Origin of the sequence: Sinorhizobium sp. 22678 (genome assembly GCF_052044265.1) — a bacterium.
GTDB classification, from domain to species: Bacteria; Pseudomonadota; Alphaproteobacteria; order Rhizobiales; family Rhizobiaceae; genus Sinorhizobium; species Sinorhizobium meliloti_A.
The window spans coordinates 417,675-440,669 of record NZ_JBQEMS010000003.1 but is presented as its reverse complement, the minus strand read 5'-3'; the positions used below and the strand labels follow the sequence as shown (position 1 = coordinate 440,669).

At 63.2% G+C, this 22,995-nt stretch carries 21 protein-coding genes; 3 read left to right on the top strand and 18 right to left on the bottom strand.

The window, feature by feature from the left end; all coding sequences use genetic code 11:
* Window positions 1-1,109 (bottom strand): S-(hydroxymethyl)glutathione dehydrogenase/class III alcohol dehydrogenase (locus ACTJKL_RS07565; protein ID WP_440852599.1); only part of this gene is annotated, 1,109 nt, incomplete at its 3' end.
* A 169-nt stretch (window positions 1,110-1,278) separates the two neighbouring features.
* On the opposite strand from ACTJKL_RS07565, the gene ACTJKL_RS07560 reads away from it, so the two are divergent.
* Complete coding sequence (locus ACTJKL_RS07560; RefSeq protein WP_440852598.1) at window positions 1,279-1,920, top strand: hypothetical protein; 642 nt, start codon at window positions 1,279-1,281, stop codon at window positions 1,918-1,920.
* A 122-nt stretch (window positions 1,921-2,042) separates the two neighbouring features.
* Here the strand turns inward: ACTJKL_RS07560 and ACTJKL_RS07555 are convergent, their stop codons facing one another.
* Entirely contained in the window at window positions 2,043-3,101 is a 1,059-nt protein-coding gene (locus ACTJKL_RS07555; RefSeq protein ID WP_440852597.1) for a quinoprotein relay system zinc metallohydrolase 2, read from the bottom strand.
* A 172-nt stretch (window positions 3,102-3,273) separates the two neighbouring features.
* On the opposite strand from ACTJKL_RS07555, the gene ACTJKL_RS07550 reads away from it, so the two are divergent.
* Entirely contained in the window at window positions 3,274-4,086 is an 813-nt protein-coding gene (locus ACTJKL_RS07550; RefSeq protein WP_440852596.1) for a quinoprotein dehydrogenase-associated SoxYZ-like carrier, read from the top strand.
* A gap of 135 nt (window positions 4,087-4,221) precedes the next feature.
* On the opposite strand, the gene ACTJKL_RS07545 is transcribed toward ACTJKL_RS07550, so the two are convergent.
* The 13 genes from ACTJKL_RS07545 to ACTJKL_RS07485 form a co-directional block, all read right to left on the bottom strand.
* Window positions 4,222-4,575, bottom strand: a complete 354-nt coding sequence (locus tag ACTJKL_RS07545; protein ID WP_440852595.1) for a hypothetical protein — start codon at window positions 4,573-4,575, stop codon at window positions 4,222-4,224.
* Complete coding sequence (locus ACTJKL_RS07540; protein ID WP_440852594.1) at window positions 4,572-5,246, bottom strand: hypothetical protein; 675 nt, start codon at window positions 5,244-5,246, stop codon at window positions 4,572-4,574. The genes ACTJKL_RS07545 and ACTJKL_RS07540 overlap by 4 nt, the downstream gene beginning before the upstream one ends.
* A 106-nt stretch (window positions 5,247-5,352) precedes the next feature.
* Complete coding sequence (locus ACTJKL_RS07535) at window positions 5,353-7,596, bottom strand: PAS domain-containing hybrid sensor histidine kinase/response regulator (RefSeq protein ID WP_440852593.1); 2,244 nt, start codon at window positions 7,594-7,596, stop codon at window positions 5,353-5,355.
* Entirely contained in the window at window positions 7,593-8,762 is a 1,170-nt protein-coding gene (locus ACTJKL_RS07530; RefSeq protein ID WP_018095882.1) for an FIST signal transduction protein, read from the bottom strand. Before ACTJKL_RS07530 ends, ACTJKL_RS07535 begins: the two co-directional genes overlap by 4 nt.
* A gap of 45 nt (window positions 8,763-8,807) precedes the next feature.
* On the bottom strand, window positions 8,808-9,497 hold the full coding sequence (locus ACTJKL_RS07525) for a response regulator (RefSeq protein ID WP_003532082.1): 690 nt from the start codon (window positions 9,495-9,497) through the stop codon (window positions 8,808-8,810).
* A 221-nt stretch (window positions 9,498-9,718) separates the two neighbouring features.
* On the bottom strand, window positions 9,719-9,928 hold the full coding sequence (locus ACTJKL_RS07520) for a hypothetical protein (protein ID WP_100670804.1): 210 nt from the start codon (window positions 9,926-9,928) through the stop codon (window positions 9,719-9,721).
* A 110-nt stretch (window positions 9,929-10,038) separates the two neighbouring features.
* Window positions 10,039-10,401, bottom strand: coding sequence for a MurR/RpiR family transcriptional regulator (locus ACTJKL_RS07515; protein ID WP_440852592.1), 363 nt, complete (start codon window positions 10,399-10,401; stop codon window positions 10,039-10,041).
* On the bottom strand, window positions 10,401-11,021 hold the full coding sequence (locus ACTJKL_RS07510; protein ID WP_440852591.1) for a dual specificity protein phosphatase family protein: 621 nt from the start codon (window positions 11,019-11,021) through the stop codon (window positions 10,401-10,403). Before ACTJKL_RS07510 ends, ACTJKL_RS07515 begins: the two co-directional genes overlap by 1 nt.
* 60 nt (window positions 11,022-11,081) lie before the next feature.
* Window positions 11,082-11,966, bottom strand: a complete 885-nt coding sequence (locus tag ACTJKL_RS07505) for an inositol monophosphatase family protein (protein ID WP_440852590.1) — start codon at window positions 11,964-11,966, stop codon at window positions 11,082-11,084.
* 56 nt (window positions 11,967-12,022) lie between these two features.
* Window positions 12,023-13,153: an ABC transporter substrate-binding protein gene (locus ACTJKL_RS07500; protein ID WP_440852589.1), complete on the bottom strand. Its 1,131-nt coding sequence runs from the start codon at window positions 13,151-13,153 to the stop codon at window positions 12,023-12,025.
* 22 nt (window positions 13,154-13,175) lie between these two features.
* On the bottom strand, window positions 13,176-14,300 hold the full coding sequence (locus tag ACTJKL_RS07495) for an ABC transporter substrate-binding protein (RefSeq protein WP_440852588.1): 1,125 nt from the start codon (window positions 14,298-14,300) through the stop codon (window positions 13,176-13,178).
* A gap of 40 nt (window positions 14,301-14,340) precedes the next feature.
* A complete protein-coding gene (locus ACTJKL_RS07490; protein ID WP_275599635.1) occupies window positions 14,341-15,474 on the bottom strand; it encodes an ABC transporter ATP-binding protein in 1,134 nt (377 codons plus the stop codon).
* Entirely contained in the window at window positions 15,474-17,321 is a 1,848-nt protein-coding gene (locus ACTJKL_RS07485) for an ABC transporter permease (RefSeq protein WP_440852587.1), read from the bottom strand. The genes ACTJKL_RS07490 and ACTJKL_RS07485 overlap by 1 nt, the downstream gene beginning before the upstream one ends.
* Window positions 17,322-17,836: 515 nt before the next feature.
* On the opposite strand from ACTJKL_RS07485, the gene ACTJKL_RS07480 reads away from it, so the two are divergent.
* Window positions 17,837-18,823, top strand: coding sequence for a LacI family DNA-binding transcriptional regulator (locus tag ACTJKL_RS07480; protein ID WP_324764339.1), 987 nt, complete (start codon window positions 17,837-17,839; stop codon window positions 18,821-18,823).
* A gap of 65 nt (window positions 18,824-18,888) precedes the next feature.
* Here ACTJKL_RS07480 and ACTJKL_RS07475 read toward each other — a convergent pair whose 3' ends face one another.
* The 3 genes from ACTJKL_RS07475 to ACTJKL_RS07465 form a co-directional block, all read right to left on the bottom strand.
* A complete protein-coding gene (locus ACTJKL_RS07475) occupies window positions 18,889-20,532 on the bottom strand; it encodes a Na/Pi cotransporter family protein (protein WP_440852586.1) in 1,644 nt (547 codons plus the stop codon).
* Between the two features lie 80 nt (window positions 20,533-20,612).
* Window positions 20,613-22,334 (bottom strand): metallophosphoesterase family protein, encoded by a 1,722-nt coding sequence (locus ACTJKL_RS07470; protein WP_440852585.1) that lies wholly within the window; start codon window positions 22,332-22,334, stop codon window positions 20,613-20,615.
* Window positions 22,328-22,945, bottom strand: coding sequence for a dual specificity protein phosphatase family protein (locus ACTJKL_RS07465; RefSeq protein WP_100670826.1), 618 nt, complete (start codon window positions 22,943-22,945; stop codon window positions 22,328-22,330). Before ACTJKL_RS07465 ends, ACTJKL_RS07470 begins: the two co-directional genes overlap by 7 nt.
* Between the last annotated feature and the right edge of the window lie 50 nt (window positions 22,946-22,995).

Genomic DNA, 22,995 nt, shown 5'->3' with positions numbered 1-22,995 from the left:
CGAATGCTCTCGCCGGAATGCATGAGCTCGAACCCCTTGTTGATGTCCTCGAGCGGCATGGTGTGGGTGATCATCGGATCGATCTCGATCTTGCCCTCCATGTACCAGTCGACGATCTTCGGCACGTCGGTGCGCCCGCGCGCGCCGCCGAAGGCGGTGCCCATCCAGGTGCGGCCGGTGACGAGCTGGAACGGCCTGGTGGCAATCTCCTGGCCGGCGCCGGCGACGCCGATGATCACCGACTTGCCCCAGCCGCGATGCGAGGCTTCGAGCGCCTGGCGCATGACCTTGGTGTTGCCGGTGCAGTCGAAGGTGTAGTCGGCGCCGCCGATCTGGTCGGCACCGCGCTTCGTCAGGTTGACGAGATAGGGCACGATGTCGTCGCCGACCTCCTTCGGATTGACGAAGTGGGTCATGCCGAACTTTTCGCCCCAGGGCTTCTTGTCGTTGTTGAGGTCGACGCCGATGATCATGTCGGCGCCGGCAAGGCGAAGCCCCTGGATGACGTTGAGCCCGATGCCGCCGAGACCGAAGACGATGGCGGTGGCGCCGATCTCGACCTTGGCGGTGTTGATCACCGCGCCGATGCCGGTGGTGACGCCGCAGCCGATATAGCAGATCTTGTCGAAGGGAGCGTCCGGATTGACCTTGGCGAGCGCGATCTCCGGCAGCACGGTGAAGTTCGAAAAGGTCGAGCAGCCCATATAGTGGTGGACCTTGTCGCCGTTGATCGAGAACCGCGAGCTGCCGTCCGGCATCAGCCCTTGCCCCTGGGTGGCGCGGATGGCGGTGCAGAGATTGGTCTTGCGGCTGAGGCAGGAGGGGCAGGAGCGGCATTCCGGCGTATAGAGCGGGATGACGTGGTCGCCCTTCTTCACCGAGGTGACGCCCGGGCCGACATCGACGACGATGCCGGCGCCCTCATGACCGAGGATCGCCGGGAACAGCCCCTCCGGATCGGCCCCCGACAGCGTGAAATCGTCGGTATGGCAGATGCCGGTCGCCTTCACCTCGACCAGCACCTCGCCGGCCCGAGGGCCTTCGAGCTCGACTTCGGTCACGACAAGGGGTTTTCCGGCCTGAACGGCCAGAGCAGCGCGAGTGCGCATGGATTCCTCCGGTACTACGTTATGTAAGGGCCCTTATGAGGGCTTGTACACAGATTACAGACGGGCCAAAGCACAAAGACAATTGCGACCTTAGTGTGTAAAACGCGACCTTTGGCTTCGTCCCCGGTCACCCTATACTGACGCCCGTGAGAACACGGAGACATCAAGAATGAGAGTCGCCTGTCACGCGCTTCGCCGGATGCGCGGTTTGCCGCTCAAGCTGGCGTTCGGTCTGGCGCTTTGCCTGACGCAAGCCCCCGGCATCGCAGCAGCAATGGATTTTTCCGATCCCGACTGGCCCTGTATCCAGCGCAAGGTCGAGAACCTGTCAGCGAGCCTGATGTGGCCCGCGCCGGTGACCCGCACGCCTCTTTCGCCCGAAGCACACGATCTCGTGGAAGCCTTATCGCTTCGTCGGGTCAGCCTGGAAGAGGCCGACGCGCATGTCAGGGCTTTCGTGGAGCGGAACAAGCAGGTCGACGGTCAACTGCTCGGCAACATCTTCTACGGCGTGTTCGACAATATCGCCGCGACCCGCCAGCGGCTGATCGCGGGAATAGCCCGCTATTCCCGCAGCCAGATCGCGCTCTCGTCCCGCATCGAGGGGGCGCGCGTCGAGATGGCGAAGCTGTCGCGGGAGAAAAGCCCCGACTTCGACCGTATCGACAAGCTGGAGGAACAGATCGACTGGGACGAGCGCATTTATCGCGATCGCTCGCAGGCGCTCACCTATGTCTGCGAAACACCGGTGCTTCTGGAAAAACGCGCCTATGCCATCGCACAGATGCTGCGGAAGCATATGCCGGACTGACGCCTGAACGCATCGGATCCGCGCATCGTGCCTTCCGAAAAGCGATTCCGCTTTTCTCACCCCACGCTTTGAACCTGGTCACTTCCGCACGGAAGGCCGTACGCACTTTTCCTGGGAGTGTTCTAAGGATCCCATTCCATCTCCGTATAGGCGGACGTGGCGTTTTGCGGGTTCAAGAGGTCGAACAGGCGCCATCGGTCCGCTTCGCTTCGACCGATGACCTCGCTTGCTTCCCCGAGCGCCAGGCCGTCGTCGAGCGCTTTCTTCGTATCGGACTCCAGAACATGGAGGTAGCGTTCGAGCGGCGCGGCGGCCTCAGGCCAGTCGAGCAGCGGCCCTCCATGGCCCGGCACGACCTTCCGCGCGCCCAGCCCCTTCATCTCGGAAAGAGCGGCGAGCCAGCCGCGCAGCGATCCGTCGAGGGCCGGCGTGTGCCTGTCGAACAGCAGATCGCCGGCGAAAAGAATGCCGGACGTCCGGTCGAAGACGGTGAGGTCGGTCGAGGTGTGCGCCGTTGGCCAGGCGCGCAGTTCCAGCACCCTGCCGCCGAGGTCGATTGCCTCCTGCTGCGCTATCGCCCGATCCGGTGCGACTATGCGGCTGCCCAGGAAGGCGGCCTCGCCGATCCGCCGGGCGTAGCTTGCGCGATAGTTCTCGGCGCGGTCGGCGAGCGCACGCGGCAAATTGGCCTGGCCGACCACTGCCGCGCCTGCCTCGCGGAGCGGCTCGGCGCCGAAGACGTGGTCCGGATGCATGTGCGTCAGGATCAGATGACTGATCGGCAGGCGACTTCGTTCGCGGATCGCCAGATAGATCTCTTCTCCGAGCTTGCGCGCGCCGCCGGAATCGATCACGGCGACGCTGCGCGACCCCACGACGAAGCCGAAGTTGGACATGTCGCCGCCGTTTTCCGCATCCGGCTCCGCCACCCGGCCGCGATGCAGGAAGACCCCTGGGGCCGCCTCGCTGAAGGAGAGGGCCGAGTTGGGCCTCGGGGCACAAAATGGCGGCTTCTCGGTCCAGTCGCCCGGCTTGCGCTTGACGGAATGCAGCGCATGCTCGCACCCCGCTTTCGTCTCCGCCGCAAAGCCGGGCAGCAGTGCCACCCGGCAGATCTCGCTCGGCGGCGCGTCAGGTGCTGCTGCAGCAAGGATGCACATCGTCACGAATGCTTCGAACACCTTGAGCCCCCGGCTTTTCGAGAAAGTGGGCAATACACAAACCTGGCAATCAACAAGATTGCGGCCGCCGGTCGCGTCAGACAACATATCCGAAAGGCTCGCTTCTGCTCCCGGGCATCTCGTTCTATGCTATAAGATACTCGCAGCCTGTCCAAAAAGGGGGCTTTGAACCATGAAGCTCATTCTCGCGCTTGTTCCCGCCATGTTGTCGGCAAGCCTCGCACTTGCCGAGCCGGAGAAGCCGAACAACCCGCTAGCAGACGGCGCGACATGGCACGATTTGAAGGGTGACGTCGTCGGCGAAGCGGCCATTCTCGACGGCGCGGCCCTGTTCTCCGTCACCGCGCCCTACCGCGCCAACGACGCCGCGACGGTGCCGGTCACGATCGAGCAGACGGACGCCGCGGCGGATCCGATCGAATCCCTCAAGCTGGTGATCGACGAGAACCCGGCGCCGGTGGCCGCCGAAATCCGCTTCGGCCCCGCAATGGCACCGCTGAAATTCGAAACCCGCGTGCGCGTCAACCAATATTCGAACGTCCGGGCGATCGCCGAAACGCCGCGGGGCATTTTCATGAATGGCCGCTTCGTCAAGGCATCCGGCGGCTGCTCGGCGCCCGCCACAAAGGACCCGGTCGCGGCGCTGAAGGATATGGGAGAAATGCGGCTGAAGCTCTTCGACGGCAAGGGGGACGGACAGAAAGCCCGCCGCGAGGCGCAGATCATGATCCGCCATCCGAACTATTCCGGTCTCCAGCGCGACCAGATCACCCAGCTCTTCGTCGGTGCGAAATTCATCACCGAATTGGTCGTGAAGCAGGGAGACGAGCTTCTGTTCTCGCTCGACGGCGGGATATCGATCAGTGAAAATCCCGTGTTCCGTTTCAGCTATACCGACAATGGTGCCCCGGACTTCACGGTCCATGCGGTCGATACGGACGGCAATGTCTTCGACCGCGTCCTGCCGAAGACGCCGCCCGCCTGAATGCGAGCTGAATTAGCCTGAGGTCGCGCACTTCCGGACGGAAAACCGTTACACACTTTTCCTGGAAGTGCTCTAACCCTTTGGTTCAACGCACTTCCGGACGGAAAACCGTTACACACTTTTCCTGGAAGTGCTCTAGAAGCACAGCATCTCCGCCTCCGCCTGGGCGCGTCTCAGATCCGCGACCATGGTGCGTGGCACGACCGCCGACTTGAACATGGCCAGCTGTTCGCCGCTCCCCTGCTGGAGAGACAGCACCGTTTCGGCCTGGACATATTTGTCATAGGGCAGGATCGATGCGATCACATCGATCGAGCAGGCGCATTTGCTCAAGACTTCCCGGCTCTGGCCGTTGGCGGCCATGCAGCCGAACACATAGTCGGCCCGGACCTCGGTGGGGTAATCGTTGAAGCGCTCAGACACGCTCTGCCCGCTTGCGGGGATTGCCGCCGTCGCGATTGCGAGCGCGGTCAGCGCGGCGCGCATCATGGCCGGCCGCCCTCCGCAGCTTCTTTCAAGGTGATCGCGTGGGAATAGCCGGCCTCGGCCCCGCCCGCCGCCGAAGGAACGGTGGCCACCAGCGCATAATACCAGCCGGGAATCTCTTCCGACACGGTGACGGCGAGCGACAACTGCGAGATCCGCCCCATTTGCGCGCGCGCCTTGTCGTGTTCGAACGGCCGGATCGTCACCTCGCGCGCGGCGATTTCACGGTCGTGATAGCGCAGCGATATCGGCTCGATCTGCGCATCCCGCAGCAGGGCTTCCTTGATGCGGTTGCGCATGTAGAAGGGACTGCCGCCGGATTGTGCCGCAAGATCGGAAAGCACGCTTTCGAGAAAATACATGATCAGCGGATTGCCGACCGAGGCTGGATAGTTGCCGAGCCCCCGGGACTGGCTGCCCTGATGGAGCGTCATCGCGACATTGTCGCCAACCTTGAGGCCGATCGTGAAGCTGCCGGCTCTCTGCCCTGCATCGGCCCCCGACACGACCTTGTCGTAGACGAGCGAGCTCTGCTCGCCTACGGAACCGTCCTTCGCCACGGCGAGCCCTTTCAACGCCGCCGAATGGAAGAGGAGCTCGTAGGTCTCCGCAGCAGCCACGGGTCCGTGCCCCTGCCCCAGCAGGAATAGAGCGATCAGGAGAAAAATACGCATCGCAGATCCACCGTCCGATTGTGGCCCGTTCCGAGGCTCCGTTTACCGGTTTCGAGCCTAGCAGCGGCCCCGGCAATGTCATCGGATACCTTTGTCTGTGTTTGTCTCACGCCACGCGGGCCCGGGTCTTCCAGTCGATCAGCGCCCTGAGCCGCACCAGCTGCACCGGCTTGGTGAGCACGGCGAAGGACATTTCGTTACAAAGCTGCAGGAATTGCCGCTGCCGGTTGGCGGAAATGATGATCGCCGGTATTTCGGCTCCTGCGAGCGCGCGCAGCGTATGAATGGTTTCTATGCCGTTGTCCTCTTCGTCCAGCTGATAATCGACCAGCAAGATGTCGGGAGCCGTGCCGATTTCCTGCATCAGCGCCGCCGCATCCGCAGTCGAGTCCGCTGCCAGAACGCTGGCTCCCCAGCTTTCCAGAACCTGAGTCATCGCGTGCAGCTCGTCGGCATCGTTCTCGACGATCATCACGATCAGATCGAGGCTGCCGTCGAGCATCGGCTCCATCCTCGGATCCTCGCTGACGCTGGCATGGCCGGGCGCGGCCAGCGGCACTTCGATCGAGAAGACGGAACCCTGGCCCGGCCGCGATGCCAGCCGGATGGGGTGATCGAGATGCCGGCATGCCCGCTCGACGATCGACAGTCCAAGTCCCATGCCCGGACCCTTTGCCGCGCCGCTTGCCCGGGTGAACTCCTTGAATATCCGCGTCCGATCTTCCTCGGATATTCCGACGCCGGTATCCCACACTTCTATTCGCACGGCATCGCCCGCCAGCCGGCAACCGACCAGGACACGGCCGCGCTCCGTATATTGAATGGCGTTCACGACAAGGTTCTGGACGCAGCGCATCAGGTAGCGCTGATCGCTGCTGATCCAGCGTGAGGAAGGCACGATCCGAAGGTCGATCCCCCTTTCCGTTGCCAGGGGCGCCAGATCCTCGGCCACGCCCTGCAGCAGATTGCCGAGATTGAACGAGGTGACGTTGAATTCGGCTCCCGAGCTGTCGAGGCGCGAAATGTCGAGAAGCGCCTGCAGGAGCGATTCGATCGAGGTGAAGGATCGCTTCAGGCGCCTGACCACCTCCTCCGTGCCCGGCTGCCCCACCTTGTCCGTCAGCATCGACAGATAGAGTTTGGCGGCGTTGATCGGCTGAAGGAGATCATGACTGGCAGCCGCCAGAAAGCGGGTCTTGGATGTGTGGGCCGCCTCGGCAGCCTCCTTGGCGTGCCGAAGCGCCGCCTCGATCTTGGTCTGCTCGTCGGCGTGTATCTGCAGCAGGCGATTGGCCTCGGTTAATTCGACCGTGCGCTCCTGCACCCGTTGCTCCAGAAGCGCCGAGGCCTGCGTCTCTGCCGTCACGTCCATGATCGACACGATGAAACCGTCATCGGGCAGGGAATGGATGCGGATGTCGAGGCTCATGCCGTCGCGCCGGCGGAAGCGCTCCTGCACAGCCTCGCCACGGCGCACCGCCTTGAACCAGCCGGCGACCCTGGATCGGCGCCCTTCCCGGTCGAGAATCTCGTGGCGCTCGACATGTTCGACGATGCGCTGAAAGGGACTTCCCTTTTTCAGAAGCGCAAGCGGCACGCCGAGAAGCTCACCGAAGCGCTCGTTGCGAACCAGCAATTCGCCGCCTGACGAAAACGTGCAGACGCCGAGCGACATGTGATCGAAGGCCGCCTGCAGCAGATGGGACTGCTGGTCGATCAGGCGGTTCTTCTCGCGCCGGTTCTCCCGCACGATGTCGGTGATTTCGGTCTGCAGGACTGTGATATTGCCGGAACTGGTCTGCCGATAGGAAATCTGGAACCAGCGATCGTTCCGCAGCACCATCACGAAGGACGAAAAGCGCTGGCCGGATCCCTGCCCCTTCGCCACCGGCTGGGGCCGGCCCGCCAGGCCATTCTCCTCCCGGTTCAGATACTTGCTTGCGTTGACCGCTGCGAGATAGTCATCGAAACCGAGGCCGGGCTTGATCAGCGGCTCCACGTCGGGCAGCAAATTGCGGAACTGCGCATTGCAGGCCTGCAGTCGTTCCTCGGAAAACAGCGCGAAGCCGTCCTCCATCGCCACCATGGCATCGGCGAGATTTCTCTGAATCCGCTCCTGCGCCTGGTAGGCGACCTCGAGCTCGCTCGAAGCCCGGTCGAGCGTATCGAGAGCCTTTTCGAGATCCTTGGTCTTTTCCCAGACCTCCGCCTGAAGGGCGATGGCGGATTCGAACAGCGAATAGGCGGAACCCCCGACTTCGTGGCCGCGCTCGGCCCGGTTGACCAGCGCCTCGATGATCCTTGCCTGCTTGGCGATCTGAAGTTCGTAGGGCTCGTTCGGATCGATCATAGCGGCGCTCCCGCCTTCGGCCGGAAAAAGGCGACGCCGACAAAGGTCTGGTTCACGTGCACGCCGAGATGCTGTTCTCCATAGGTGTTGAAGCCGACGACCCGGCGCTGCCGCAACTGCTCGGAAACCTCGCTGTCCAGTCCCTTGCGCTCGATCTCGAGCTTGCGCAGATAACAATCGAAACCGAGGATGAAATCCGGGGCCTCACCGTCATGGCCGCTGACCGCCAGCCCCGTCTCGAGCGTTCGGATGATTTCCTTGCCGCGGCCGAGGCGCAACAGCAGACCATCGTCGATCGCCGACAGGAAGGTGAGCCCGTGCTCGCCTTGAATCTGCTGGATCGCCCGCACGTGATAGAGATTGCCGTTGCGCACCAGTACCGGATTCTCGGCGAAAACCATCGGCGACAATTCGCCGACCGGCACCTTGACCAGCCGGGCATATTCCTCCGCCGCCGGCGAACCGTTGATCTCCAGGACCAGCCGTTCCTCGGGGACCGCGCGGGTAACCACCATGCGTTTGTCGGTCGGCTGAAAATGATCGAAGCCGAGACCGCTGAACTCCAGATCGGTTTCGAGCAGCAGGAGGAGCGCGGCATTGCTGTGGAATTCACCGTTGCGAAGCACCTGGGTGCGCTGGAACCGCAGCCCGTCGCCGGCCGAACCGCCAAAGACGGGAATATCCTTCAGCCCCGCCTCCAGGGCCGCCACCAGAATATCCTCCTGCTTGGACAGTCCGTCGGCGAAGATCAGCGCCAGCCGCTTGCGGCCCGGCGTCACGCGGAACTGCGTGGCGAGCCGCTCGGTCTGCGAAACGACATCGGCAATCGAGACCGGCGAAATCGGTTGGAACAGGATCGAGGCCACCCGAAAATGATGCCGCTGGAAGGCGACCGCCAGCAGAGTATCGTTTTCATAGCCGCGCGGCGTGATCTGGCCGGCTGTCGTGCAGCCGAAGACGACCGTGTTCGGCAGCGACTTTCTGAGCGCAGCGGCAAGGTCTTCCGGCTGCAGCCGGTCCGGCACGAACAGAAAGATGAAGCTCGGCCTCGCCGTGGCGAGCTGCCGTCTGATTTCGGCGAGGGCGGTGAACGCATCATCGGCGCGTGATGTCGCGAGCCGCACCGCCTCGGCGGGTTTGCGGTCAAGATCGTCGACAGCCGTCATGCACCGTCACCCTCCAACTCCCATCCCGGCAGGCCGGGGCACACCTCACTGCAGGCTGTGGCGGATCGATACTTCGCGTACCAGCATCGCCGCCTGGGTGCGATTGTGGACGCCCAGCCGGCGCAGAAGCGCCGTGATATGCGCCTTGACGGTCGCCTCGGCCAGTTGCATCTCGTAGGCGATCAGCTTGTTCGGCATGCCTTCGCAGATCAGGCTCAGAATGCGGGTCTGCTGCTGCGACAGATGGGCGATCTTGCGCGAGATCGTCTCCACGGACTGGTCCGTGGCCGTCGCCCGCGCCGGCACCGCATAGCCCGGCGGCACATAGGTCTTGCCGTTCCAGATATCCTGCATCGCTTCCTGGAAGTTATGACGGTCGATGTCCTTGGGGATGAACCCCGCGGCACCGGCGGCGATGACCGATTGAACCACGTCCTTCGACGTGAAGGCGGAGATCACGATGACCGGAATATCGGGCATCTTCTCCTTGATTTTCAGAAAACCGCTCAAGCCGGATGCATCGGGCAGGTTCAGATCCAGCATGATCAGATCGGGCGAGAAGCGCATCCTGAGCTGCTGCAACGCTTCGCTCAGCGACGTCGCCGTTCTGATACGGCGCGTATTGAAGGTGCTTTCCATCGTCGCGGCCAGAGCATCGCAATAGAGCGGATGATCATCGATCACCAGGGCCGACTTTATTGAAAGCGAATGAACGGGCAAGGCTGTCCGCGGCATGGCTCTCCTCCCGAGATACTTCCAAGCCAACAGAGCGACTCAAGGCCACTCCGAATTCACCGAGAATATCTCTCTCCCAGGCCGTCGTGCTCTCCCCAGCACGACGCGAATCGTTGTCGCACAGTTTTCCACCCCGGGCAATTCCGAGATTTGCCATGCGACGCTACACTGTCGGCGATACGCTTGCGAGATTCAAGCGCCTCGTTCAGGGGCCCAGGTATTCAGACAGGGCGGCTCGCATCCGCAACCCTGCATCGCCACTTCTTGACGCGAAGCGCCGGATGCTGCTCGGACCATTCGGCGATGTACACCGCGGACTGGAACATGCATTGATTCAACGACCTCAGGTCCTGAAACTGCAGCGTTTCCTCCCGGCATTTTTCGGGTGCCATTGCAAGGCATACGGTCAGTACGAGCGTCACCGGGTCCATGACTTCTCCCGTTTCGGATGAAGCTTACGCACGGACTAATATAACCGCCCGCGCGGGAATGCGCCAGCCGCCGGCCGAAAGCGGTGGGCATGCGCGGCCGGGGATCATCATCATCGGGGAGGCGAGCGGAGCATCCGTAGCGGCAAGGCGCGCGTTTCTTTCAGATGATCGCAAAACAGATTCTTGAAATCGCGGAACTTCCTGAAACCGAGGTGACCCGCCAGACGCACGACCGTGGCCGTGGACACGCCGCACTCATCCGCTACCGAAGTCGCCGTGCCGAAGGCGATGATGTCGGGATGGTCGAGTATGGCGTGCATGACGCGCTTGCGTTCGCCGGCAAAGATCACCTCCTTCTTCGCGATCATGGTCTTCAGTTCGCGAAGGTTGGAGGGAGGCATTCTTCCGCGTCGGCAGCTCATTGCCTTGCGATCGGTTTCTTTCTCCTCGGCCGTTGCGGAAAGCAAAGCCATCAACGGACATCCTCGATCAGCCGCACCCACTCCGCCGCACGGGCTGCGGCCTGGATGAGAACGGGTTTCGGGGCCTTGTACCACTCTGCGCGCGCGAGTTGGCGGCGCTCGCGAATGTGCGCGATCGCGCCGGCAAGCGTCGAGAATTCCGAAGGAAGCGTCAGGTGCAGAAACAGCGCCATGACGATCACCGAACGCGATCGTCCTCCCCGGCAATTGACAAGCACGTTGCCACGTTCCCGCCTCGGATAGGACGGCTTCTCCGGCAAGATCTGCTCCAGGGCAGCGCGCAGAATGTAATAGGCCGCGACCATCTGCGTGTCCGGGTTGCCGGAACCGTCGATCAAGCCGATCTTGTAATAGCGGATCTCCCCGGGTCCGTAGGCGCTGCCTTGGTGATCCGATACCAAGTCAGCCTGCCGCACATAGTTAAAATCCAGGTTGACCGCACAATTGACCACGGTGGTGACGCCGTTCCGGCGCAGCAGATCGAGATCGCTCGCGCCTTCCTTGCCGCTGATGAAGAGATCGACGCCGTAGAGCGGGTGCTTATCGTAGACCAGGCTGAGCTTCGGAAGTTCGGCGTCGGTCGATTGCGGGTCTGTTTCCAACTGCTGCATGCTTTTTCTCCGGCTCCGACATAACGTCTCGCGCTGTGTCTGACTGCGTCGATGCGCCTGCTAATGTCCGGCCTTTGCGATCCGTGACGCCGAGATCGATCGGGCGACCCGCTCGAGGGTCGGATAATCCGCCCCCCTTCCGGTGGCGATATAGCCCGGACACATGAAATCCGCGGCATCGACCGCCACCTTGCCGAGGGTTAGCGGCTCGTATCGCCCGCCGGCATTCCTGAGGATGAGCGTTGCGGCGGCAACGTCCCAGGCATTCACGCCGAAGCCGGCTGCGGCGTCCGCCCATCCGGCCGCCACATGGGCGATGCTGAGTGCTGCGCTTCCGGGCCGGCGCAGTGTCGAGAAGGTTTCCGTCAATGCTCCGAAATTGGCAAGCGCCGCCTCGCGGCCGTCGAGCCGGAAATCACGCGCAACCGGGTAGCCCGTGATCAGAGTGGCGCGCTTTTCGTCACCGGCGGCACGCGAAGCGAGTGCCTTGCCGTTCAGCTCCGCCTTTTCGAGATCGGCCGAGAACATGAGGTCCGCCACCGGGTCGTAGACGGCGCCGGCGAGCACGGCCCCATCCTTGACCACGGCGACCGATACGCACCAGAAGGCAATTCCGCGCGCGAAATTCGCCGTCCCGTCGATCGGGTCGACATACCACTGGAACTCGCCGTCGCCCGTCTGGCCGCCCTCCTCGCCCATGACCGCCGAGTTCGGCTCATGCTCGAATATATAAGCTCGAATGATCGCCTCCGCCCGCCGGTCGTGGACAGTCACGATGTCGTGCAGATCGGCCTTGTAGTCCACCGACATTTCGAAACGGAACGCCTCGAGAAGGGGCGCTCGGACCGCAAGGGCTGCTCCCCGCGCGGTCTCCGCAAGGCGCTGCGAGAGAGCAACGGCACGGCGATCGGCGATCATCGGCCCGGAAGGCGGACTTTGCTGCATTGGATATCCCAGTCTGTTGGAGGAAAGCCCGGCGCGACGCCCGCGCCGGAACGCGGTCACCTGCTGTAATTGCTGCGCCAGAAGTCCTGCCACTCCTCGCGCCGGTCGAAGTCGCTGAGGCCGGTGGATGAATCGTAGCCGAAGAGCCGATCGGACACGGCCATCAATCCGGACGGCTCGTCGGCGGGCATCTTGATGTCGATGTTGGTCGGCAGCTTGCCGTCCTTCATCTGCGGGCCGATGCCTTCTTCCGTAAGGATATAGTGGACGAAGAGCCTGGCGGCGTTCGGGCTCGCTGTCTTGGAGGCGATCAGCCCGAGCTTGACGTAGGTCCAGCCGATCCAGGGGTCGAGGTCCTTGCAGATGCCGAGCTTGTATCCCTTGGCTTCGTTGTCGCGGAACTTGGCCGAGCTCAGGAGGCCGAAGAACGGCGCCTTCTGCCCCGGCGCGCCCACGGCCTCGGCCACGGGATCGTCGCCGTCCGTCGCTAGCGGCGCATTCTCCGCCAGCGCCTTGATCCAGGCGGCGGATGCGCTTTTCTCCTCCGTCTGCAAATCCTTGCCGAAATGCGCCTTGTAGGCGGCGGCGACCTTGTCGTCGCCATGCGCCTCCATCTGGTTGAACCAGTCGGTATAGGTGCTCTTCGTCAACGGGTCGACGAGCGCGACCTTGCCCTTCCACTTCGGCTCCGTCAGTTCCCATATGTTGGAGACCGGGCATTTGTCATAGGCTTCGGTGTTGTAGGCCCAAACATTGGCATTGGTCGAAATCGCCAGCGGATTTCGAAACTCCGCCGGTATCTTGGCAGTCATGTCCTCCGGCAGATAACTCTGCACGAATTCCTCCGGCAGAAGCTGCGCCAAGGCTGCCGGCGCGTCGGTGATCAGGACGACGTCGCCCTGCACATTGTCCGCCTGCGCCTCGCGGATGATCATTTCGAGCTGGCTGTTCGCCGACACCTTCATGCCGGTCGCCTTCAGCCCGTATTTGGCGCTGAAATTTTTCGCCATCTCGACGATCTTGCCGGTGCTGTCATAGATGGTGATCGGTTTTTCGTTCCTTGCCGCCGCGATCACGCGATCGAGGTCGAATCCCTCTGCCGCAACAGCCGTGGCCGAAATGACTCCGGCTGCGAGTCCGAGCGCGGCCACCGCGGTCCGCCCTATCCTGTGAATATGCGCCTTCATCATCTCCTCCCGCTTCCGGCTTCTATTTTTGATAGTGCACGCGCCAGAAATCCTGCCACGTCTCACGCGCGTCCCAGTCGTCGAGGCTGGTCGCCATGCTGTAGGGCAGAAGCTGGTCGAGAACGGTCGCTATCCCCGACGGTTCGTCCGCCGGCGGAGCCACTTCCCTGTTGGTCGACATCTTGCCGTCCACGGCCTGCGGAGCGATCCCTTCGGCCGTCATGACGTAGTGGATGAAGAGGCGCGCAGCATTTGGGCTGTCCGTGCCCTTGGTGATCAGCCCGACGCCCGGATAGAGCCAGCCGACCCATGGCTTCAGGTCCTTGCAGAGGCCGAGCTTCATGCCCTTTTCCGCATTGTCGCGGAACTTCGCGGAGCTCATCAGTCCCATGAAAGGTTCGGATTGCCCGGGCGCCCCGACCGCATCGGCCGCCGCGGCGTCCGCATCGGTCAGGAGCGGCGCGTTGGCTGCAAGCGCCTTGACCCAGGCCGCAGTCGCGCTTGCCTCCTCGGTCTGGATATCCTGGCCGTAGAGCGCCTTATAGGCGGCAGCGATCTCTTCGTCGCCGTGCTTCGCCATCTGGTTGAACCAGTCGACATAGGATGCCTTCCCGAGCGGATCCTGCATGGCGACCTTGCCCTTCCATTCGGGCTCGGTCAGCTGCCAGATATTCGTGACCGGGCATTTGTCGAAGAGCTCGGTATTGTAGGCCCAGACATTGGCGCTGGTGACCACCGTCAACGGGTCCTGGTACTCCGCCGGGATGTTCGCTGCGAGATCCGGGGGCAGCCAGCTCTCGGCAAATCCCTGCGGGATGAGCTGCGCCATGGCGGCCGGAGCGTCGCTGATGATGGAGACGTCGCCCTGGATGTTGTTGGCCCGGGCCTCACGGATGATCATCTCGAGCTGCGCAGATGCCTTGACCTTCGAGCCCTCCGCGCCGACGTCGTATTTGTCGGCGAAATTCTTCGCCATCTCGACGATTTTGCCGGTGCTGTCATAGACCGTAATCGGCTTTTCCTTGCGGGCCGCCTCGACAAGGGTGTCGATATCGAAAGGTTCCTCCGACCGTGCTCCAGTGCCAAGCACGGTCAGCATCGCCGTCGCGCAAAGCAAAAATCTGCCGCTTCTCACATTCCGCTTCATATTTTTTCTCCCTCCGCAGGTTTTTCCGGTTTGTCGGATATCAGTTGTAGGCGAGGCTTCTCAGTCGCGCGTCCGCCTCCGCGATCCGGCGGCCGTCCGTATCGAAGACATGCAGGGCCTCCGGCGGCGCGAAGAAAAACACCCTGGCGCCCTGCTCGATCCGCGGCAGAACATGGGTCGTCAGGAACAGGGTGTGGCTCTCGCTCCTGAGCTCCAGGATCCAGTTGCCTCCGGTCGGCAGAACGCCGGTCACGGTTGTCTCGCCGGAGAAGCTGCCCTTCGGCACATCCTCGATCCGCGTTGCATAGCCGATCGCCTCCGGGCGGATGCCGACGGAGCCTACCCCCGTGAGGTGCGGATAACGCGTGGCAAGATAGGCCTCCGCCTTGTCGGCCACGTCAGACGTGCCGGGCTCGCCGAAGGTCAATATGTTGATCGGGGGACTGCCGACGAACTCTGCGACGAAACGGTTCGCCGGGCGATCGTAGATGTCGTTCGGCGTGCCCATCTGCTGCAGAGTGCCTTCGTTCATGACGGCGATCGTCGTCGCGAGCGTCATCGCCTCCCATTGATCATGGGTGACGAAGACGATGGTGGTCTTGAATTCCTTATGCAGCCGCTTGAGCTCCGCCCGCATTTCCAGGCGCAACCGCGCATCCAGATTGGAGAGCGGCTCGTCGAGGAGCAGCACGCCGGGGTTGATGGCCAGCATGCGGGCAAGGGCCACTCGCTGCTGCTGGCCGCCGGACAGTTGCGACGGATAGCGGTCCCGGTATTTGGCGATATCGAGCGCCTGCATGACGCGCTCGACGCGCTCCTCCCTTTCCGCTTTGGGGAGCTTCCGCAGTCTGAGGCCGAAATCCGTGTTGCGCTCGATCGTCAGATGCGGCCACAAGGCATAGCTTTGGAAGACGAGGCCCATCTCCCGCTTCTCCGGCGGTACGAAGACCCCGCCGGCCACGCAGTCGACCACACGATCGCCGACCTTGATTTCGCCGCCCGACAGGTTCTCGAGGCCGGCAATCATCCGGAGCGTCGTGGTTTTCCCGCAACCCGATGGCCCGAGGAGGCACATGAATTCGCCATCGCGGATCTCGAGATCGAGGTTGGACACGGCGTTTGCGGAATTCACGCCGTAGTTCTTCTGCGCACCGCGCAGGTTGATCGTTGGCATCAGCTTCCAAGTCCTTCTGCAAGATTTGTGCGGGTCAGCTTCTGGGCGATGAGCGTGCCGCCATAGGCGATGGCGGCGATGATGAGCACCACGGCATTCGCGGCCTGCGTGTAGTGGTAGTCGACCAGCCGCAACGAATAGGTGGTCAGCACATCCGTGCTCGGCACCGCCAGGATGACGAAAAGGCTGAGGCCCTTGATCCCGGAGATGAACGGCAGCAGCACCCCCGTCACGAGCGAGCCTTTCTGGATCGGAATGACGATCGAGATCATCCGCCTGAGCCAGCCGGCTCCGGCGACCTGGGCCGCCTCCTCCGGGTCCTTGCCGAGCTGCGTCATGGCCGAGATGCCGGCGCGCGAGGCGTAGGGCATCTGGTCGGCGATGAGCGCGAGAATGAGGATGATGACCGTGCCATAGAGCGCCGGCAATGGGCCGCGGGGAACCGCGAAAAGCGACAGATAGGCAGCGGCAAAGGCGATGCCGGGTACCAGATAGGGCAGGAAGGTCACCTGCCGAAGATAGACCGACAGGAGGCGCACCGGCGTGCGGATGACCACGTAGCCGACCAGCAGGCCGAGAATGCCGGAGGTTACCGAGGCGAGGCCGACGATCGTCAGCGTGTTCTTTGCAGCGTCCCAGAGATCGGGGCTCAAGAGGATGCCGGTCTTCAGGGCAATCGTGTCGAGATCCCGACCGATCCAGTAGTCCAGCGTGAAGTTGTCGAGCGTGAACCTCGCAGGTATCTTCATGATCGTCGACAGCAACAAGGTGAGGAGCGGCAAGCCTACGCTCAACAGAAAGACCGTGGCGGCGAATCCCGCCGCCGGCAGACGCATGCGGCCAAGGCGACTCTGCCGGTTCATCGACCCCTTCGAACCGATCGTGACGAACCGCCGTGCCTCGCGCACCAGCCGTGCATCGATCCACAGAGTGATGATGCCTATCAGCATGATCGAGCCGGCGATCACCCCGGCGACGCCCGTCTGGCGCGAGGCGATGCTGCGGAAGAGCGACGTCGAGAGAACTTCGAACTTGACCGGCAGACCGAGCACATAGGGCACGCCGAATTCGCCCAGGCACTTGGCGAAGATGAGCACCATCGAGGAGAGCAATGCCGGGCGCATCAGGGGCAGGATGATCTGCAGCGCCACCTGGTGGCGCCCGGCGCCGAGAATGCGTGCCGAATCCTCGAGCTGGGAATCGAAGCGCCTGAGCGCCGAGCCGAACAGGAGAATGACGAAGGGCGTATAGTGCAGCGCGAGGATGATGGTGATCGGAATCCGGCCATAGGCAAGCCAGTCGGGCGGCGTCAGCCCCATCGCTTCCAGCCATCCGGGCTGACCCCCGACCGTACGGTTCTTGAAGAGCGTCGTCCAGGCGAGCGCGAAGGTCCAGGCCGGCAGCATGTAGGGCACGATCAGCGCGGTCGCGAACCAGCGGCGCCCGAACATGTCCGTCCGGCTGATGAGCCAGGCAAGCACAGTGCCGATCAGCAGCGACAGCGATATGGCGCCCACGGCAACCGAGAGCGTATTGAAGAGCGGTCGCCAGAACAGGTCCGCCGACACCGGCGAGAACAGCGCTCTGTCGAGATAGTAGAGCGTGAGATCGCCGACATCCTTGCTCAGACGCCGCTCGTGCCCGAACTGCACGCGAACTGCGTCCAGCACGATGGAAATGATCGGAACGACGATCAGGTATGTGAACAGCAGCGCCGTCAGAACACCGATCAGGGTCGTGGGTTCACGCAGGGCAACCTTGAGCCGATAGCGCCATGCCTGCCAGGCCGAAGGCGTGGCAGGCCGGTTTTCGGCTGCCGCCTTTGCCGGTTCACTTAGAAGAGCCATTGTTCCTCCCATGGCCGCTTATGCTTGCTTCGCCGGCATCGATGTCCGTTGCCGCGCGCTGAAATCGTTTGCGGAAAGCTCGCTTCTGCTGCACCGCACCGGCAGCCCGCCTCCGTTCCTCCCGGCCATGCCGTTGCTGCGGCGTCGCCGGCAACAGCTTCGCGGCGTCTCCTCCCCCTGAGACGAACCGCGCCGTCGTCCGGCCCGCTGACGGAATGAAAATTCCAAATTCCGTGTCTTTATGGAACGTATGATCGATTCAGTCCGCCCGTTTGTCAACAGAAAAATGCACACGTGATCAGTCATCTATCATATTGTATTTGCTGCATATTTTTGATAAGCACACGTGTTCATTTATATTCCCGCTCCGCAATGGGCTCGATGTGCCTGTCGGGCCCGGGAAAGGCAGCAGGGATTGAAAGCCGGCCGGCCGCGGCCCGAGCAATTTTCCGCTTGGAACTTTTCGCGGTTCATGGCCTCTGATAGAGGGCTGATCGATGCCGAAAGGAGGACGGATGGCGAGGACTTTTGTGACGGCCGAGGAGGTCGCAAAGCGTGCGGGCGTCTCGCGCTCGGCAGTATCGCGTACCTTCACCCCCGGTGCCAGCGTCTCGAAGACCGTCCGGCGCAAGGTCCTGAAGGCTGCCCGCGAGCTCGGCTATCGCGTCAATCGGCTCGCCCAGGTCTTGAACAATGACCGCTCCAACCTGATCGGCGTCGTCGGCGCCAATCTCTCCTCGCCCTTCATTTCCAAGCAGCTGGACCTGCTGAGCATCGGGCTCTTGCGCCAGGGTAAGCAATGCCTCCTTCTGAATGCCGCCGACGCCCGCCAGGACATAGCCCCTCTGATCGAGCTCCTGTTCGAGTTTCGCGCCCAGGCGATCGTCGTTCTCTCCGGCGAGCCGCCCGCTTCGATCGTCGATGAATGCATCGCCAATGGCGTGCGTCTCATCCTCATCAACCAGCGTCTCGACCGCACGGACACGAACATGGTGCTGAGCGACGACTCCCACGGCGCCGACCTCGCGGCACTGCGGCTGATTGAGGCGAAGTGCAAAAAAGTCGCCGTGGTCACGAGCGGCAGCCAGACCCCCGCCCAGTTGCGGCGGGCAAAGGCATTCACGCAACGAATGCAGGCCGAGGGCGTGGACGTCGTCGCCTGGTCGGGCGGTCCGACGAGTTACGAGTCCGGGCTGCAGGCGGGGCGTGAGCTTCTGGTCGACAAGGCGATCGACGGTGCCTTCTGCGTGACCGATCTTCTGGCGCTCGGCTTCCTCGACGCGGCGCGGCTGGAAATGAACCGGCGGGTACCGCAGGACGTCTCTATCGTCGGCTTCGACGACATTCCGCAAGCCGGTTGGAAAAGCTACGGGCTCACGACGGTTGCCCAATCCTTCCAGGCCCTGACGGAAAAGGTGCTTTCAGCCCTGGACAGCGACGAACCGGAAACGCGGATGCAGGTCGTGCCGGTAGCCCTGGTGGAGCGGCAGACGGCGCGCTAAGGCCTGTTGATTCGGGCACGTTCGGATGGAAGACGCTGCGCACTCTTCCTGGAAGTGCTTCAGCTTCAGACGGCCTGGCGGATGCGGCTCTCGATCAGGAGGCCGCTGCCGTCGAGGATCGGGTGGGCAACCGAAGCGACGTGGGCGTTGATCCGCTTCAGGTCGCGCAGCATGTCGAGATGCAGCGAACTCGTCTGCATGCTGTCCAGCCGCCCTTCGCGCAGGCGCAGAAGGTGGCATTCCGCCGATTGCTTCTCGAGCCGGCGCACCTCCTCCTTCACCTCCACGAGACGGCGTGCCAGCTCAGCGTCGCCGGTCGCGAAGACCGCCTGGGCCATGCGCAGGTTGTCGAGCGTGATCGCGAAGAGCCTTGCGAGTTCGCCCTGGCCGTCCTCGGAGAAGCGCAGGCCGAGGCTGATCTTCTTTGCGATCTCGGGATGCAGCCCCTTCTCGATGATATCGCCGATATGCTCGAGGTTGATGGCATAATCGACGATATGCCGGGCCCGGCGGTGATCGTCTTCCGTCATATCGTCCTTGCCCACCCTCGACACGTAGAGCTTGATCTCATGCTGGATCCGGTCCACCCGCCCTTCGAGCATGCTGATATCGGCAAGCATCGCGAGGTCGTTCGTCTTGAGCGCGTCCAGGGCCCGCACCAGCATGCTCTCGATCAGGTCGCCCACCGCCATGACCTCGCGACCGGCACCGGCAAGTGCGGCGACGGGTCTCGCGAGGGCCTTCATGTCCAGGTAGCGTGGCCCGTTGTCGCTCTCCGCCTCCTGCGGGATGAGGCTGGCCGTCAGCCGATAAAGGAGGGGCGACACTGGAAAGGCGATCAGCGCCACGGCCAGGTTGAACAGAAGATGGGCATCGACGGCGAGCTTTTGCGGCGAAAGCCCTGCCAACTCCATGAATTCCGCACAATAGCCGGCCAGCGGCAGGGCGATGGCGCAGCCGGTTGCCCTGACGATGAGGTTGCCGATCGTTACGCGCCGCGCGCCTGCGGAAGCGCCGAGCGTCGCAAGCACCGGCGGCACGGCCCCGCCGAGGTTGGCACCTAGGACAAGAACGACGACGAGCGCGGTCGAGATGCCGCCCGCGGAGGCCAGCGACAGGATGAGCACCACGATGGCGAGACTGGAGGAGGCGAGAATGGCGAGTGCGGCGGCGAAGATCAAAGCCACCGGCCAGGCATTGTCGAGCATCGCCAGGAAGGCGCGGAGTGCCGGCGACTGCAGAAGCGGATCGGTCGCCGCTGAGAGCAGATGCAATGACAACAGCATGAGGCCGATGCCGACGACGGCGCTGCCGGCGCCGCTGCGCGCGCCGGACCGCGCTCGGGCGAGGGCAACCCCGGCGAGAATGAGCAGCGGCGACAGCCAGCCGAGGCCAAGCGCCACGATCCACGCCGTGGCGGCCGTCCCGACATTGGCGCCCAGCAACACGAGCTGTGCCATCGCCGGCGCGATCAGGTCCTTTTCCACGAACGAGGCGAACATGAGTGCGGTCGCAGTCGAACTCTGGAGGGCCACTGTGGCTACGAACCCTGCAGCGAACGAACGCAGTCCGCCGCGCGTGCCGGCGGCGAGGCCGGTCCTCAGCCGCGCGCCCCAGGCCCGCGACATGCCGTCCTTGACCTGTGCCAGTCCGTAGAGCAGCAGCGCGACCGCGCCGAAGAGATTGATGCCGACAATGGCCGATTCCATGAGCCCACCCTAACCTGCCTGCCAACGGGTTGACGCGACGGTGCGCCTCTCTTCCCGCGCCGCATAGGCCATCCGACCACTCACGCCGGAGCGTCTTGCTGCACGGGATCCGAGGCAACGACGATCTGCGCCTCACCATTTTCCGCGCGGTCCAGAAACAGACCCAACGCTCCAAGGAATATGGCAAGGAAGCCTTTCACCGAACTGTCGTGTCGGCTCCTCGGCGCGCATCCGAACCGTTCGGCCAGAAAACGATAGAGGGGCAGCCGCGATTTTTCGATATGCGGCAAAGCGAGCGATGCCCCCTGCCGAAGGCAGTACCAATCGGCGACGAGCTCGATCATCGGCAGGCTTCTCAGCTCGGCGATGTCGATCGCCGAAGCGTGCACCAAAGCGGACAGAATCGGAGCGCCGCCGGCGCTCTCTTCGGTGAAGAGACACGCGATCTCCTCGAGCGTGAGGTCTGCCACGCGCTTGACGACTGCCGGCGGCCATTCCTCGGGAAAATAGCGGTGGCTGACCAGTGCCCGCTTGTGTGCCCTGAGAAAGGCTCCGTAAGTGGAGCTTGAAAAGGCGGCTTCCGGCTCTTCGCCGAGCAGCGCGACTTCTCGTTCATAGGCGCTGCGGAGCCGCTGGTCGGCAGGCAGTCCGGACAGCTCCACCGTCTCCACGACGACGCTCCCCTCTCCCGGATGGGCGATCTTGAAGGCCGGCGGAAAGGCTACGAGCGACGGGACCGCAATATTGGTGAGCGACCGGTCGCCGCTGCCGCGGCGCGTGACGCCCTCCACATGAAGGTGCCCGCTGAAATGGAGCGACAGCCCGGCCGCAAGCAGCGCCCGCTCGACATCCTTTCGGGGTGTGCGCCGGGCGATGTTGGTCTCGCCGAACAGCGCTGCCTCGGCGCCGGTCGCGCCATCGAAAGGGTCGAGCACCGGATAGTGCGAAAAGGCAAGCAGAGTCTTCCCGAGCCTCCGTGCCCGTGCGCAGACGTCGGCGATCCAGGAGACGACAAAAGGCTTGCAGCGGATCATCGCGTTCCAGCCGCCCGAGGTGCTGTCGATGAAAGCCGCTTCCTCACCCCATTCAAACGTCCCGTTTACGGGTTCGAAGACATTGGCATCGATCATCAGCAGCCAGAGACTGGGCTCGGGTTCGACCAGATAGGACGCGTCCATCAACTCGTAGCGATTGCTGCCGTCCGGTGAGGCCACCCCGTATCGGCGGTCTTCGACCGCATCGGAGGAGCCGAACGGGGTCTCCCAATGGAGATATTCAGGCCTGCGGAAATAGCCGAAGGCCGCCATCGGATCGAGGCCCGCCGGATAGCCTTCGCAATACATGCGGTCACTGACGGTGACGCCGCTGGCCACGCCGTTCGCATCGCTGGTGACGAGAATGCCCCGGCCGTCGCGGCCGAGGAATTGCTTTGTGTGATGCCTGCCCCGCGGTCCGAAGATGTCGTGATTGCCGGGAAGCGCATAGAACGAGATGTCGAACCCATCGGCGTGCTCATGGAGAATGTCCCGCAGAGCGCTCGTGGTCGCGCGTTGGCCGTCGTCCGTATAGTCCCCGAGCAGCACGACGTGACGGATGCCGCGCCGGCGTACCTCGGCAAGGGCCGCCAGAAACGCCTCCGCACTTTCATTGAAGACGCGTGTGGATTGCCGGGTGTCCGCCCAGCTGCGCATGGTGATTTCCCGACCCTCGACGGCCACTCTCGCAAAGCCGAAATCCGTTTCGACATCGTGGAAATGGGCATCGGCGATTACGGCGACGGCCGGCAGGGTACGCTTCAGCATGGCCTCTCCTTCTGCCGTTCGCGCTCGATCATGTCGATCCAGGCGGAGGCCCTCCTTGCTGCCTCGTAGAGCATCGGCTTCGGCGTCTCGAACCATTCATCCGGCATCAATTGCCTGCGCGTGCGGATCGCCGCCACGGCATCTTCAAGCGTCGGGTAAAGGTTCGGTTGCTGCTTGTGGAGGAAAAGCGCGACGAGCGAGACGGAACGGCTTCGTCCGCCGCGGCAGTTGACGAGAATGTTTCCGCCGTCCCGGAACGGATAGGTGGGCCGCTTCGGCATCGACTGGCGAAGCGCACCGTCGAGTATGTAATAGGCTCCCAGCATCATGGTTTCGGGGCTGCCCTCGTCATCGATCATGCCGATCTTGTAGTAGCGTATTGCCGCGAAGCCGGACGCCCTGCGCTCGCCATCGGCCTCGTCGGAAGGCCCCTCGACATAGTTGATGTCGAGGTTGATGGCACAATTGACGACGGCCGTGATGCCGTTTTGTCGCAGAAGCCCCAGGTCGCGCGCGCCTTCGCTGCCGCCGATGTAGAGAGCGGAGCCGTGCGGCCCCAGTCCCTCGGCAATCAGGCTGATGGCCGGTCGGGTATGGACAGGTGCATCCATGCAGTCTCCTCTTCGCGGCCACGCCGCGTCAGCCTCCAATACGCCAATCG

Excerpts from the sequence above, each read along its gene's own strand:
- ACTJKL_RS07495 (WP_440852588.1), bottom strand. The coding sequence starts at position 14,300 with ATGAAGCGGAATGTGAGAAGCGGCAGATTTTTGCTTTGCGCGACGGCG.
- ACTJKL_RS07560 (WP_440852598.1), top strand. The coding sequence starts at position 1,279 with ATGAGAGTCGCCTGTCACGCGCTTCGCCGGATGCGCGGTTTGCCGCTC.
- ACTJKL_RS07530 (WP_018095882.1), bottom strand. The coding sequence starts at position 8,762 with ATGACGGCTGTCGACGATCTTGACCGCAAACCCGCCGAGGCGGTGCGG.
- ACTJKL_RS07490 (WP_275599635.1), bottom strand. The coding sequence starts at position 15,474 with ATGCCAACGATCAACCTGCGCGGTGCGCAGAAGAACTACGGCGTGAAT.
- ACTJKL_RS07520 (WP_100670804.1), bottom strand. The coding sequence starts at position 9,928 with ATGGACCCGGTGACGCTCGTACTGACCGTATGCCTTGCAATGGCACCC.
- ACTJKL_RS07515 (WP_440852592.1), bottom strand. The coding sequence starts at position 10,401 with ATGGCTTTGCTTTCCGCAACGGCCGAGGAGAAAGAAACCGATCGCAAG.
- ACTJKL_RS07475 (WP_440852586.1), bottom strand. The coding sequence starts at position 20,532 with ATGGAATCGGCCATTGTCGGCATCAATCTCTTCGGCGCGGTCGCGCTG.
- ACTJKL_RS07500 (WP_440852589.1), bottom strand. The coding sequence starts at position 13,153 with ATGAAGGCGCATATTCACAGGATAGGGCGGACCGCGGTGGCCGCGCTC.
- ACTJKL_RS07535 (WP_440852593.1), bottom strand. The coding sequence starts at position 7,596 with ATGATCGATCCGAACGAGCCCTACGAACTTCAGATCGCCAAGCAGGCA.
- ACTJKL_RS07505 (WP_440852590.1), bottom strand. The coding sequence starts at position 11,966 with ATGCAGCAAAGTCCGCCTTCCGGGCCGATGATCGCCGATCGCCGTGCC.
- ACTJKL_RS07470 (WP_440852585.1), bottom strand. The coding sequence starts at position 22,334 with ATGCTGAAGCGTACCCTGCCGGCCGTCGCCGTAATCGCCGATGCCCAT.
- ACTJKL_RS07525 (WP_003532082.1), bottom strand. The coding sequence starts at position 9,497 with ATGCCGCGGACAGCCTTGCCCGTTCATTCGCTTTCAATAAAGTCGGCC.
- ACTJKL_RS07510 (WP_440852591.1), bottom strand. The coding sequence starts at position 11,021 with ATGCAGCAGTTGGAAACAGACCCGCAATCGACCGACGCCGAACTTCCG.
- ACTJKL_RS07545 (WP_440852595.1), bottom strand. The coding sequence starts at position 4,575 with ATGATGCGCGCCGCGCTGACCGCGCTCGCAATCGCGACGGCGGCAATC.
- ACTJKL_RS07550 (WP_440852596.1), top strand. The coding sequence starts at position 3,274 with ATGAAGCTCATTCTCGCGCTTGTTCCCGCCATGTTGTCGGCAAGCCTC.
- ACTJKL_RS07480 (WP_324764339.1), top strand. The coding sequence starts at position 17,837 with ATGGCGAGGACTTTTGTGACGGCCGAGGAGGTCGCAAAGCGTGCGGGC.
- ACTJKL_RS07540 (WP_440852594.1), bottom strand. The coding sequence starts at position 5,246 with ATGCGTATTTTTCTCCTGATCGCTCTATTCCTGCTGGGGCAGGGGCAC.
- ACTJKL_RS07485 (WP_440852587.1), bottom strand. The coding sequence starts at position 17,321 with ATGGCTCTTCTAAGTGAACCGGCAAAGGCGGCAGCCGAAAACCGGCCT.
- ACTJKL_RS07465 (WP_100670826.1), bottom strand. The coding sequence starts at position 22,945 with ATGGATGCACCTGTCCATACCCGACCGGCCATCAGCCTGATTGCCGAG.